This window comes from Caballeronia sp. LZ029 (assembly GCF_031451275.1).
GTDB classification, from domain to species: Bacteria; Pseudomonadota; Gammaproteobacteria; order Burkholderiales; family Burkholderiaceae; genus Caballeronia; species Caballeronia jiangsuensis.
On sequence record NZ_JARUXO010000002.1, the window covers coordinates 861,112 to 873,726 of the forward strand.

The window sequence follows — 12,615 nt, forward strand, 5'->3', positions numbered from 1 at the left end:
GAAGTGCGTCAAGCTCGCTGTTCGATCACGGCGACGCGCTGCCCCGCGCGAACGGACGAACCCGGCGCGACATGAATCTCGCCGATGATGCCCGCGCACGGCGCGATCACCGATATCTCCATCTTCATCGATTCGATGACGACGAGCACGTCGCCCGCTTCGACGCTCGCGCCGGCCTCGACGCGCACCTGCCACAGATTGCCCGCGATCTCGCTATCGACGGCGATCTGTCCATCGGCGAGCGGCGCGATGTCCGCATCGACGGCGACGGGTGCATCGAGCGCCGTTTCGTCGCTGCCCGCTTCGTGCCAGCGTTGCCGCTCGTCCTGAAACGCCGCTTGCTGATGCGCGCGAAACTGCGCGATGCCGTCTGCTTCGCGATCGAGAAACGACTGATAGTCGGCGAGAGACAGCTCTGTCTCCTCGATCTTCAACGGATAGCGTCCGAGCGGAAATGTCTCGCGTATGCGCAGCAGTTCGTCGCTGGAGACTTCGTAGAAGCGGATCTGATCGAAGAAGCGCAACAGATACGGACGTCCCGCGAAATCCGCGACTTCGCGATAGCGGTTCCACATCTGCAACGTGCGTCCGACGAACTGATACCCGCCCGGCCCTTCCATGCCGTACACGCACAGATACGCGCCGCCGATGCCGACCGAGTTCTCCGCCGTCCACGTGCGCGCCGGGTTGTACTTCGTCGTCACGAGCCGGTGACGCGGATCGAGCGGCGTCGCCACCGGCGCGCCGAGATAGACATCGCCGAGGCCCATCACGAGATAGCGCGCATCGAACACGACGCGCTTCACGTCATCGATCGAATCGAGCCCGTTGATGCGGCGGATGAACTCCAGATTGCTCGGGCACCACGGCGCGTCCTTGCGCACGGTGGTCATGTACTTGTCGATGGCGAGCTGGCACGCGGGATCGTCCCACGACAGCGGCAGATGCACGACGCGCGACGGCACGCGCAGGTCCTTTTGAAGCAGCACGCTGCGCCATGCCGACGCGACGTGTTCCAGCAGCGTGTCGAGCGGCAATCGTTCCGGCCGATAGTGAACTTGCAGCGAGCGGATGCCCGGCGTCAGATCAACGACGCCCGGCAATTCCGATGCTTCGAGCGATTGCATCAATGCATGGCCGCGAAAGCGCAGCACGAGATCGAGTTCGGGCGGACCGAGTTCGAGCAGCAGATGCGTGTCGCCCGAGAGACGCGCGACGAGACGTTCATCGTCTTCACCGATGTCCAGCACGATCGGCGATTGCAATGTCGTTTGCGGCACAGGGTCTGCGCGTGCGGTCGCGATATCCACGGGAACGAAGCGCACCTTGTCGCCCGCCTTCAACTGGCCGATCTGCCACAGGTCCGCCTCGATCACCGTGACCGGACACACGAAACCGCCGAGGCTCGGGCCATCGGGACCGAGAATCACGGGCATGTCGCCGGTGAAATCGATCGCGCCGACGGCATATGGATTGTCGTGAATGTTCGACGGATGCAGCCCCGCTTCGCCGCCATCGGCACGCGCCCATTCGGGCTTCGGACCAATGAGACGCACACCCGTGCGGCTCGAATTGAAATGGACTTCCCAGTCGGTGTCGAGGAAGCGGTCGATATAGGACGCCGTGAAGTACTCCGGCGCGCCGTGCGGACCGTAGATCACGCGCAGCACGCGCACATCGTCGAGACGATGCACGAGCGAATCGGGCAACGTCGCGCCGGCTTCGCGATTCGTCAGCGCATGGACATGCAGCACGTCGCCCGCACGCAATGCACGCCCGCCATGCCCGCCGAACTGGCCGAGCGTGAACGTGCTGCGGCTGCCGAGATAGCGCGCGACATCGAGCCCGCCGCGCACGCACAGATACGCGCGCGCGCCCGCGCCGCGGATCGTGCCGAGCGCGAGCGTCGAGCCGGCCGCGACGAAGAACGTCGTGTTCATCGGCTGCGCGATGTCGTCGAGCACGACGGGCAACGATGCGCCCGTCACCGCCACGATCGCATCCGTGTTGAAGCGCAGCGTCGGACCGCTCATCGTGATTTCGAGCGCGGCGGCATCGTCGTCGTTGTCCAGCAGGCGATTGCCGACGCGCAGCGCGCGGTCGTCCATCGGACCCGAAGGCGGCACGCCCACCGCCCAATAGCCCGACCTTCCCGGATAGTCCTGCACGGTCGTTTGCGTGCCCCCGCTCAGCACTTCGAACGTCGATGCGCGATAGCGCAAGCCTTCGAGACAGCGCGTCCACGGATGACCGCTCGCGAACGGCGTATCCGCGAGAATCTGCCGCAGATAGCCGCGATTCGTTTCCACGCCGTAGATGCGCGTCGCGTCGAGCGCGGCATCGAGCGCGTGACGCGCTGCGTCGCGCGTCGGTTGCCATGCGATCAGCTTCGCGAGCATCGGATCGAACCACGGCGGCACCTCGCAACCCGCTTCGATCCATGTGTCGATGCGAAGCGCACGGCCATCGGACGATGGAAACGACACATCGGTGAGCAGCCCCGGACAGGGCTTGAAATCACGGCCCGGATCTTCGGCATAGAGACGCGCCTGGATCGCATGGCCGCGCGGTTCGAGATCGCGAGCGAGCGTGTCGAGCGAGGGCAACGTGCCCGCTGCAAGCTCGATCATCCAGCGCACCAGATCGACGCCCCACACCTGCTCCGTCACGCCATGCTCCACTTGCAGGCGCGTGTTCACTTCGAGGAAATAGAAGCGCGCCGCCTCGCTGTCGTAGACGAATTCGACCGTGCCCGCCGAGCGATAGGACACTGCACGCGCGAGCCGGATCGCGGCATCGCAGAGCGCGGCTGCCATGCCTTCGGGGAGATTCGGCGCGGGCGTTTCCTCGAGCACTTTCTGGTTGCGCCGCTGCACCGAGCAGTCGCGCACGCCGAGCGCGATGGCGTCACCCTTGCCATCGCCGAACACCTGCACTTCGAGATGCCGCGCGCGTTCGATGTACTTCTCCAGGAACACGCCCGCATCGCTGAAATTGTTCTGACCCAGTCGCTTGACGATATCGAACTGCGCGGCGAGCTCGTCGGCGGAACGGCACACGCGCATGCCGATGCCGCCGCCGCCCGCCGTGCTCTTCAGCATCACCGGATAACCGATGCGTTGCGCCGCTTCGAGCGCGGCGCCGATATCGTCGAGGAGGCCGGTGCCTTCGAGCATCGGGACGCCTTCTTCAGCGGCGATCGCGCGGGCGGTGTGCTTGAGGCCGAAGGCGCGCAATTGCGCGGGCGTCGGTCCGATGAACGCGACGCCGGCCGCTTCGCACGCTTGTGCAAACGACGCGTTCTCCGACAGAAAGCCGTAGCCCGGATGGATCGCCTGCACGCCTTCTTCGCGCGCGATAGCGAGAATCTTCGCGATGTCGAGATAGGTGATGCTCGCGGCGCCGTCGCCGAGACTGCACGCGGTATCGGCGAGACTGACATGGCGGCTCGCGCGATCCGCTTCGCTATAGACGGCGACACCAGTGACGTTCAGCTCGCGCAGCGTGCGCAGAATGCGGCACGCGATCGCGCCGCGATTCGCGATGAGGACTTTGTCGAACATGAGTGGATGTTCAATGCGTGGGCGGGCCGTCCCGCCACGTGAGCATGCATGCCGGGGTCGTCCCCGGCAGGTCGGCGTTCAATGTTTCGTGCGGCGATCAATCGGCAGCAGACGCTGCGCGCGCGCTTTCATCACCGTGTAGAGCCAGCGGCGCAAGGTGCTCAGTTCCATATCGTCAGCTCCGCCGGCGTCGGGTTATACGCGTTGCACGGATTGTTCAGTTGCGGGCAATTCGAGATCAGCACGATCACGTCCATCTCGGCGCGCAGCTCGACGTACTTGCCCGCGCCCGAAATGCCATCCTCGAACGTGAGGCCGCCTTCGGCCGTCACCGGCACGTTCATGAAGAAGTTGATGTTCGCGGCGATGTCGCGCTTCGAGAGCCTGCCATCGTGCGCGCAGGCTCGCAGATAGTTATCCCTACAACTGTGCATGTAGCGCTTCTCCAGCGCGTAGCGCACCGTGTTGCTTTCCTGCGCGCATGCGCCGCCGAGCGTGTCGTGCCGCCCGCATGTGTCCGCGATGATCGTCAGCATCGGATTGCCGAGGTTCGAATAGAGCACGGTGCCCGTCGTCAGATAGAGGCTTTGCTGACGGCGCAGCGTGCGTTGCGCGTCGTAACGCTCGCGCGGATCGGCGGCGCTGTAGAAGAGCGTATCGATGGCCTGATTGCCTTCGACGTCGCGGATGCGCAGCGTCTGCCCCGCCTTCAGTTCCTTGAGCCAAGGTTCGCCCGCGGGCAAGGTCTCGCGAAAGATCGCATTGACTGGATCGAGCGTGCTGGCCGTGAGATTGGATGTCGTCATGCGCGTCTCTCGCTCAGAGAAAGAATCGTTCGGTATTGATGAAGCCGCGCGCGTTTTCATCGCACGATGTGCGGCAGATTTCCGCGACTTGAGCATCCGCATTGCTCAGCGCGAGCTTCACGGGCTTCGGCGCGTATTCGGGATTCGGATCGAGCGGATGCTGGATCGCCGTCAGCACGACGAGCGTATTCATCGGCGCATACAGTTCGATGGCGTCGCCCGCCTGCGAATTGCCCTGCACGAAATGCAACGCGCCTGCATCGGTCACGTCGACTCGGCTGAAGAGATTCAGCGTCATCAGCAGATCCGCGATGCCGAGGCCCCATTTGCCCAGTTCGACGAGCAGGTTGTCCGTGCCGTTGCGATAGAACGCGTTGCGCAGTTCCTGATAGCGGCCTTCGCCGTACTTCTCGAACACTTCCGCCGCATTCGATACACCGGCGAGGCTGTCGTGCCATCCGCACGTATCCGCGACGATGGCAGCCAGCACGCGTCCCATGTCGGAATAGAGGCAATGGCCTTTGGTCAGCTTCGCGGTGTGCTGGCATTTGAGCGTGTCGGGAAGGTTCAGACGTTCGCTCTTTTCTGCGGCATTGAAAAGCAGCATCGCGACGTTCGCGCCGCCGTGCACGTCGGTGATGCGCAGCAACTGGCCGCGCTTCACGATCAGCGACGCATGGCCGCCGCCGGGAATCGTTTCTTCGAGCAGGATTTCGTTCATGTGTAATGTCCTTTCGATCATGCGGGCACGGCGAGCAGCGGGGGAACTTCAATCGCCGGCTGCGCTTCGCGCACGCCGTTGCGTTCGAGCGGAATGTCGTAAGTGATGCGCGCGCCGTATGCCTGCGGCGCTTGCGGGTCGATACGCACCTTGTCGAATACCAGCACGCGACTGCCGAGCGTGAAGCCTTCCTTCAGGTCGTGCGTGACCATGAAGACGGTCAGCTTCGCTTCGCGCCAGAGGCCCGTCAGCAGTTCGTGCATGTCGCGGCGGATGCCCGGATCGAGCGCGCCGAAGGGTTCGTCGAGCAGCAGCACGCGCGGCTTCATCACGAGCGCCTGCGCGAGCGCGAGGCGTTGCTGCATGCCGCCCGAGAGTTGATGCGGATACTTGTCGAGCGAATCGGCAAGACCGACGCGCGCCAGCATCGCGACGGCTTCATCGCGTGCGAGACGGCGGCGCGCGCCGAACAGACGTCCCGTGAAACGCGCGTGCGGCAGTTCCAGCCCGAGCATCACGTTGCGCAACACGGTCAGATGCGGGAACACCGAATAGCGCTGATACACGACGCCGCGATGCGGGTCCGGCTCGCTCGGCAAGGGCTCGCCATCGAGCAAAATCTCGCCGCGCGTCGGGCGTTCCTGGCCGAGCAGCATGCGCAGAAACGTCGACTTCCCGCAGCCCGACGCGCCGACCATCGAGCAGAACTCGCCTTCCGCGATGCGCAGATTGAGCCGCTCCAGCACGACCTGATCGTCGTATTGCTTCCACAGGTTGCGGATCTCGATCATGCGCGGCCTCCGCGACCTTCCTGATACCAGGGGAACGCCCATTGCGTGAGACGGCGCAGCGCTTCGTCGATGAGCCAGGCGAGCAGCGTGATCCACGCGACATACGGCAGGATCACGTCCATCGCGAGATAGCGGCGCACGAGGAAGATGCGATAGCCGAGACCATCCGTCGATGCAATCGCTTCCGCCGCGATCAGAAAGAGCCACGCGGAACACAACGCGAGCCGCAGCGCGATCAACAGGCGCGGCAGCAGTTGCGGCACGATCACGCGCAGGATCAACGTCCAGCTCGATGCGCCGAGCGTCTGCGCCTTGATCCACAATTCCTCGGGGATATCGCGCGTGCGCTGTTGCAGATCGCGGATCATCATCGGCGTGATGCCGATCACGATCAGCACGACCTTCGACAGCTCATCGAGGCCGAACACGATGAACAGAATCGGCAGGACGGCGAGCGGCGGGATCATCGATATCACCGTGATGAACGGCGAAAGCGTCGCGCCAACAAGCGGAATGCTGCCCGTCACGATGCCGAACACGAGCGCGATGGCCGCGCTCGCGACGAGCCCGATACCGAGCCGCTTCATGCTCGATACCGTGTCGCTCAGCATCAGATGCTCGCCCGTGCGCTTGTCCTCAGTGAACGCATACTCGTTGAGCGCGGCCTTCATCTGCGTCGCGGACGGCAACAGCTTGTCGTCGGGGTTCGCCTGCAGGCGAATCGACGAGCCGGTGAAATACACCGCGACGAGCACGATGAACGGCAGCAGCAACAGCATCAGACTGCCGGTGCGGCCGGGGTGTCGGTTGATGAGCCGCATGGGCCTCTCCTCTTCAGAACGCCGCGCCGCTCACAGCTTGCCTTGCGCGGCCATGCGCACATAGGTCGGATCGAAACGCAGCTTGAGATTGCTCTTGCTGCCGACGACCACGTTGTTCTCGAACGCCATGCCGACCGCGCCCGCGTTCGGCGCGCCCTTGCCGAGCAGACCGTGATCGAACGAGAACTGCGCGACGCGCGTCATGATCTTCGGCATGTTCGGGCTCGTCGCGAAGTCGAGCGCCTGTTGCGGCGTGTAGAACAGCGCGGTGGTCGAGAGCTGCGATTTGTAGCCGGCGAGATCGGTGCCCGACGCCTTGGCCATCGACGTGAGCGCGGCCTCGCTATCCGGCGACGTTCCGTGCATCGTCTGCATGATCTCGAACCACGCGCCGGTAAGTGCTTTACCGAGCGCGGGGTTGTCGTGCAGCGTCTTCGTGTTGACGACCATCATGTCCATGATCTCGCCGGGAATACGGCTCGAATCGAACACTTCGGTGACGTTGGGCTTCGCCTTGAGATCGGCGAGCATCGGGTTCCATGTGACCGCGTTGTGCACGTCGGCGGTTGCGAATGCGCCGGAGATATCGGCATCGGACGTGTTGACGGTCTTGATGTCGCGCTCGCTCATCCCTGCCGATTCGAGCGCGCGCGCGAGCAGATAGTGCGACACCGAAAGCTCGACGAGATTGACCGGCTGGCCCTTGAGATCGGCGACCTTCTTGCCCGCGCCCTTGATGAGCACGCCATCGTTGCCGTTGGAGTAATCGCTGACGATCAGCGCGGTGCTGTCCACGCCGCCTGTCGCCGGGATGGTCAGCGCGTCCATGTTGGTCATCGCGCAGCCGTCGAACTTGCCGGCGGTGTATTGATTGATCGATTCGATGTAGTCGTTGAGCTGCACGACATCGACATTGATGCCGTACTTCTTCGCCCATTTGGACATGATGCCTTGAGTCTTGGCGTAGCCCCACGGCATCCAGCCGGCGTAGATGGTCCAGCAGACCTTGAAGTCCTTGCGGGCCTGAGCGAATGAAGGCGTGGAGAAACAGACGGAGAGAGCGACGGCGGCAGCGGCGAAAAAACGGACGCGCATGAGGTTGACCTCGCATTGAACGGTTATCGACGGCAGGAGCGGCGCGACGCATCGCGTTCTCTCCCGGGCTTTTGTCCCGCCGTGTAACCTCGTTCGAGGTCGACAACTCTCGGACCAGCATCGCGCATCGACATCGATGCGGACCGGAACCCTAGTCATCCATTGCCAGATTGTGACTGCCACTCCTGAAGCTCGTTATGCGATAAGCGTGCCAGGGCTGAAACTACGTGGCTTCGGCGTCAATCGCGCGGATTCGTGCACAGATACGAAGCGCATCCGCGATGTGCCCGACGCACGGGCGCACCAAACGGGTGCCCGCATTCCAGCGTAATGTCGGAATTCTTCTATCCGGATGCGCCGGCTTTCGATGGAATACGGGACAGTCGGAGTTCCCGCAGCAACCCGTTCTCTTCTCACATGGGTAACCATCATGTTCAGTCGCGCAGCCAGCACCGTTGAAAACGTCGATCCGGAACTCTGGGCCGCCATCAACGATGAAAATCGTCGTCAGGAAGATCACATCGAACTGATCGCGTCGGAAAACTATACGAGCCCGGCCGTGATGGCCGCGCAGGGCTCGCAACTCACGAACAAGTACGCCGAAGGTTATCCGGGCAAGCGTTACTACGGCGGCTGCGAGTATGTCGACGTGGTCGAGCAGCTCGCGATCGATCGTGTGAAGCAGCTCTTCGGCGCCGAAGCTGCGAACGTGCAGCCGAACTCCGGCTCGCAGGCCAATCAGGGCGTGTTCTTCGCGATGCTCAAGCCGGGCGACACGATCATGGGCCTGAGTCTCGCGCATGGCGGCCATCTCACGCACGGCTCGCCGGTCAATATGTCGGGCAAGTGGTTCAACGTGGTGAGCTACGGACTGAACGAAGCCGAGGACATCGATTACGAAGCGGCCGAGCAGCTCGCGAACGAGCACAAGCCGAAGCTGATCGTCGCGGGGGCGTCGGCGTTTGCGCTGAAGATCGACTTCGAGCGACTGTCGAAGATCGCGAAGAGTGTCGGCGCGTATCTGATGGTCGATATGGCGCACTATGCCGGACTCATCGCTGCGGGTGTGTATCCGAATCCAGTGCCGCACGCCGACTTCGTCACCACGACCACGCACAAGAGCCTGCGCGGACCGCGCGGTGGTGTGATCCTGATGAAGGCCGAGTATGAGAAGCAGATCAATTCCGCGATTTTCCCGGGCATTCAGGGCGGGCCGCTGATGCACGTGATTGCTGCGAAGGCCGTCGCGTTCAAGGAAGCCTTGTCGCCGGAGTTCAAGGAGTATCAGCAACGCGTCGTCGATAATGCGCGGGTGCTGGCCGAGACGCTCGTGAAGCGCGGTCTGCGCATCGTGTCGGGCCGCACGGAAAGTCATGTGATGCTCGTTGATTTGCGCGCCAAGAAGATCACCGGCAAGGCTGCTGAAGCTGCGCTCGGCGCTGCGCACATCACGGTCAACAAGAACGCTATTCCGAACGATCCGGAAAAGCCGTTCGTCACTAGCGGCGTACGACTCGGCTCGCCGGCGATGACCACGCGTGGATTCGGCGTGAAGGAAGCGGAGATCGTTGGGAATCTCATCGCCGATGTGCTCGAAAGCCCGGAAGATGCGGGTAACCTTGAGCGCGTGCGCGCGCAGGTCGCTGAGTTGACGAAGCGGTTTCCTGTGTACGGTTGAGGGTCGAGGATCTTGGCGGGAGCTTGCAGCACGCTGCAGGCTTTTGCCGGATCCCGGTTTCGCGTCGGTCTATTAGCACTGCCCCTGTGCGGGGCGGCAGTCACTTTCTTTGCTGCTGCAAAGAAAGTAACCAAAGAAACAGCTATCCCCAGCCTAAGCACTTCACACCGGCCGCGGCACAGACGATTGGCCTAATGGCCCGGCAGTAGCGAGTGCCCCCACAAGCAGACAAAGACTTGGACCGCGCACGGTCTGACACCTCGCACCACATAACAAATTGGTTCAGCACCAAAAAGCTCCGGCCCGCTTCGCGGCCGAGGGGTCAATCGGGTGCGCGTGCGCTTCTTCTTCGATGGTTTCCCTCGCATACCCAACGGCAGCGCGTAGCGCTGTGCCGAAGCTATTTGGTGCTGAACCAGCGCTCTAAAACATTTGGTGCGGCAGACCGTGCGCGAGCCAAGCCCGGTTGGGCCTTTGGGGGCGACACTTAGGCGAGTGCCATTGGCGGCTGGCAAGCATGGCCAAACTGCGTGTGACCGCGGGCGGTGAGAAGCTGTTTCTTTGGTTACTTTCTTTGCAGCAGCAAAGAAAGTGACTGCCGCCCCGCACAGGGGCAGAGCTAATAGACCAAAAAGAAACCGGGATCCGGCGACGAACCCCTTGACATCAACATCTAGTTTACTGGAAACTACATCCACTATGCTAGATACAACGCCCGAAGAACCCCCCGCCAGCGGCGACATAAACCAACGCATTGCCGATCGCATCCGTGAGCTGCGCGCCGCCCGCGCCTACACCCTCGACACGCTAGCGGCCCGCTGCAACGTAAGCCGCTCGATGATTTCGATGATCGAACGCGGCGCCGCCAGCCCGACGGCGGTCGTACTCGACAAGCTCGCCGCCGGCCTAGGCGTATCCCTCGCCAGCCTCTTCGGCGGCGAACAGGAAGGCACACCAGCGGACCCACTCGCCCGCCGCAACAAGCAACTCAAATGGCGCGATCCCGAATCCGGCTACACGCGCCGAAACCTGTCGCCTCCGGGCTGGCCGTCCCCATTCCAACTCGTCGAAGTGGATTTCCCACCCGGCGCGCGCGTCGCCTACGAACGGAGCGGACGCGAATCGACAATGCATCAGCAAGTCTGGGTGATGAGCGGACGCATCGACATCGTGATCGGCGACGAACTTCACGCGCTCCAGCAAGGCGACTGCCTCGCAATGCGATTGGACCGCCCGCTGATCTTCAGCAACCCTGCTTCGAAAGCAGCGCGCTATATCCTCGCCATCGGCGACGCGCCCGCGACCTGATTCATCCTCAGCCTGAACGGATACCGAATGAACACCACCGCCCCGCACGACGACGTGCGCCTGATCGACTGCAACGAGGCCGATCACGCGCTCGCCATCCTCGAGATCCTGAACGAAGCCATCGTCAATTCGACCGCGCTGTACGACTACAAGCCGCGCCCCGTCGAAGCCATGGCGACATGGTTCGCGGCGAAACGCGCGGGCGGCTTCCCCGTCGTGGGCGCATTCGATGCATCGGGCAAGCTGATGGGCTTCGCGAGCTGGGGCACGTTCCGCGCATTTCCCGCGTTCAAGTACACGGTGGAGCACAGCGTCTACGTGCATCGCGATTGCCGCGGACTCGGGCTCGGCGAGCGTCTGTTGCGCGAGCTGATTCATCGCGCGAGGCAAGCACAGGTTCATGTGCTCGTCGGTTGCGTGGACGCGTCCAATGAAGGGAGCATCCGCCTGCATACGCGCCTGGGCTTCACGCACTCCGGAACCGTCAGGGAAGCCGGTTTCAAGTTCGGCCGCTGGCTGGACGCGGCGTTCTATCAGCTCAATCTGGAGACGCCCGCGCAACCCGTGGACGGCTGAACGGACCAGCCAGCGTCACGAAACTACGCATAATTTGAAGTTATGGAAAACGGAAAATAAAGCGCGTTGACGGTGTTTTTGCGCGCTCCAATACTGCGCTCATTGCAAACGCACTTTGAGCGCCATGAACTCCGTAGACAGAAACTTCGCCCCCGCTCTCGATCTCGACGACCGCCTCGCCGATGCCATCACCTGGGAACACGGCGGCCGGCTCTGGCCGAGCGGCGAGCAGCAGACGCTGACATGTTGCCGCGTCATCGATGAAACGCACGATGTCAGGAGCTTCGAATTTCGCACGGAAGACGGATTGCCCGTGCGGTTCGAGCCGGGTCAGTTCATGACGATATCGGCGAACGTGCGGGGGCAATCGGTCGAGCGCTGCTATACGATTTCATCCGCGCCGACGCGTCCGTTTCTGCTGTCCATCACGGTCAAGCGCGTTCCGGGCGGCACCGTGTCGAACTGGCTGCACGACAACATGAAGCCCGGCAGTACCTTACGCGCGTATGGTCCTTCCGGCGCCTTCACGCCGACCGCCGCGCCCGCGACGAAATCGCTGTACCTGTCCGCGGGTTCCGGCGTCACGCCGCTGATGTCGATGACGCGCGCCAGCATCGATCTCGGTCTGGACCGCGACATCGTCTTCATTCATAGCGCGCGCACGCCCGCCGATATCGTGTTCCGCGATGAACTCGCGCGGCACGTGAAGCTTTCGCCCCGGCTGCGCGTGTATTTCGTGTGCGAGGGCATCGGCGACGAAGCGCACTGGAATGCTCCTACAGGTCGCCTCAGTCTTCAGTTGCTGTCGCAGTGGGCGCCGGATTATCTGGAACGCGAAGTCTTCACGTGCGGCCCGGCCGGATACATGAGCGCGGTGCGCACGCTGCTTCGGGAAGGCGGTCACAACCCGGCGCGCTATCACCAGGAAAGCTTCGATATCGGCGCGGGCGTCGCGGCGGAGCCTGAAGCCGCGCCCGCTGCGTCGAACACGTTCACGGTCAGGCTCTCGCGCTCGTCGAAGTCGTTCACGATGAACGCGTCGCAGACGGTGCTGTCGGCGGCGAAGAAGGCGGGCGTCGCCGTCGCGTCGTCGTGCAGTCAGGGCGTGTGCGGCACATGCAAGACCCGCGTGCTGGAAGGCACCGTCGACATGAAACACAACGGCGGCATCCGCGACAGGGAAGTCCAGAAGGGCTTTCGTCTGTTGTGCTGCAGCCGTCCGACTTCGGACCTCGTGCTGGAGCTGTGAGGAGACA

General features: G+C 63.1%; 10 protein-coding genes and 1 riboswitch. Of the genes, 4 read left to right on the forward strand and 6 right to left on the reverse strand.

Annotated features, from left to right (window positions below):
- Positions 1 to 8: 8 nt before the first annotated feature.
- The 6 genes from uca to QCE73_RS18785 form a co-directional block, all read right to left on the reverse strand.
- Entirely contained in the window at positions 9 to 3,563 is a 3,555-nt protein-coding gene (gene uca / locus QCE73_RS18760) for an urea carboxylase (protein ID WP_309882961.1), read from the reverse strand.
- Positions 3,564 to 3,724: 161 nt separating this feature from the next.
- Positions 3,725 to 4,369, reverse strand: coding sequence for an urea amidolyase associated protein UAAP2 (locus tag QCE73_RS18765; protein WP_035511453.1), 645 nt, complete (start codon positions 4,367 to 4,369; stop codon positions 3,725 to 3,727).
- A gap of 13 nt (positions 4,370 to 4,382) precedes the next feature.
- A complete protein-coding gene (locus tag QCE73_RS18770; RefSeq protein ID WP_309882963.1) occupies positions 4,383 to 5,090 on the reverse strand; it encodes an urea amidolyase associated protein UAAP1 in 708 nt (235 codons plus the stop codon).
- Positions 5,091 to 5,107: 17 nt separating this feature from the next.
- Positions 5,108 to 5,881, reverse strand: a complete 774-nt coding sequence (locus QCE73_RS18775; protein ID WP_309882964.1) for an ABC transporter ATP-binding protein — start codon at positions 5,879 to 5,881, stop codon at positions 5,108 to 5,110.
- Entirely contained in the window at positions 5,878 to 6,702 is an 825-nt protein-coding gene (locus QCE73_RS18780) for an ABC transporter permease (RefSeq protein WP_035511461.1), read from the reverse strand. The genes QCE73_RS18775 and QCE73_RS18780 overlap by 4 nt, the downstream gene beginning before the upstream one ends.
- A 30-nt stretch (positions 6,703 to 6,732) precedes the next feature.
- Complete coding sequence (locus tag QCE73_RS18785; protein ID WP_309882966.1) at positions 6,733 to 7,797, reverse strand: putative urea ABC transporter substrate-binding protein; 1,065 nt, start codon at positions 7,795 to 7,797, stop codon at positions 6,733 to 6,735.
- Between the two features lie 58 nt (positions 7,798 to 7,855).
- Positions 7,856 to 7,963: riboswitch (guanidine-I (ykkC/yxkD leader) on the reverse strand.
- Between the two features lie 264 nt (positions 7,964 to 8,227).
- Between QCE73_RS18785 and glyA the strand changes: the two genes are divergently transcribed.
- The 4 genes from glyA (at position 8,228) to QCE73_RS18805 (ending at position 12,608) form a co-directional block, all read left to right on the forward strand.
- Positions 8,228 to 9,475, forward strand: a complete 1,248-nt coding sequence (gene glyA / locus QCE73_RS18790; protein WP_238294908.1) for a serine hydroxymethyltransferase — start codon at positions 8,228 to 8,230, stop codon at positions 9,473 to 9,475.
- Positions 9,476 to 10,174: 699 nt separating this feature from the next.
- Complete coding sequence (locus tag QCE73_RS18795) at positions 10,175 to 10,783, forward strand: helix-turn-helix domain-containing protein (protein WP_309883160.1); 609 nt, start codon at positions 10,175 to 10,177, stop codon at positions 10,781 to 10,783.
- Between the two features lie 27 nt (positions 10,784 to 10,810).
- A complete protein-coding gene (locus QCE73_RS18800) occupies positions 10,811 to 11,359 on the forward strand; it encodes an N-acetyltransferase family protein (RefSeq protein ID WP_309882969.1) in 549 nt (182 codons plus the stop codon).
- A gap of 124 nt (positions 11,360 to 11,483) precedes the next feature.
- A complete protein-coding gene (locus QCE73_RS18805; RefSeq protein ID WP_309882971.1) occupies positions 11,484 to 12,608 on the forward strand; it encodes a hybrid-cluster NAD(P)-dependent oxidoreductase in 1,125 nt (374 codons plus the stop codon).
- Positions 12,609 to 12,615 lie beyond the last annotated feature (7 nt).

What these genes read in the sequence shown, in the direction of transcription:
- QCE73_RS18800 (WP_309882969.1), top strand. Translation starts at nt 10,811, where the DNA reads ATGAACACCACCGCCCCGCACGACGACGTGCGCCTGATCGACTGCAAC.
- QCE73_RS18775 (WP_309882964.1), bottom strand. Translation starts at nt 5,881, where the DNA reads ATGATCGAGATCCGCAACCTGTGGAAGCAATACGACGATCAGGTCGTG.
- QCE73_RS18770 (WP_309882963.1), bottom strand. Translation starts at nt 5,090, where the DNA reads ATGAACGAAATCCTGCTCGAAGAAACGATTCCCGGCGGCGGCCATGCG.
- uca (WP_309882961.1), bottom strand. Translation starts at nt 3,563, where the DNA reads ATGTTCGACAAAGTCCTCATCGCGAATCGCGGCGCGATCGCGTGCCGC.
- QCE73_RS18795 (WP_309883160.1), top strand. Translation starts at nt 10,175, where the DNA reads ATGCTAGATACAACGCCCGAAGAACCCCCCGCCAGCGGCGACATAAAC.
- QCE73_RS18765 (WP_035511453.1), bottom strand. Translation starts at nt 4,369, where the DNA reads ATGACGACATCCAATCTCACGGCCAGCACGCTCGATCCAGTCAATGCG.
- QCE73_RS18780 (WP_035511461.1), bottom strand. Translation starts at nt 6,702, where the DNA reads ATGCGGCTCATCAACCGACACCCCGGCCGCACCGGCAGTCTGATGCTG.
- glyA (WP_238294908.1), top strand. Translation starts at nt 8,228, where the DNA reads ATGTTCAGTCGCGCAGCCAGCACCGTTGAAAACGTCGATCCGGAACTC.
- QCE73_RS18785 (WP_309882966.1), bottom strand. Translation starts at nt 7,797, where the DNA reads ATGCGCGTCCGTTTTTTCGCCGCTGCCGCCGTCGCTCTCTCCGTCTGT.
- QCE73_RS18805 (WP_309882971.1), top strand. Translation starts at nt 11,484, where the DNA reads ATGAACTCCGTAGACAGAAACTTCGCCCCCGCTCTCGATCTCGACGAC.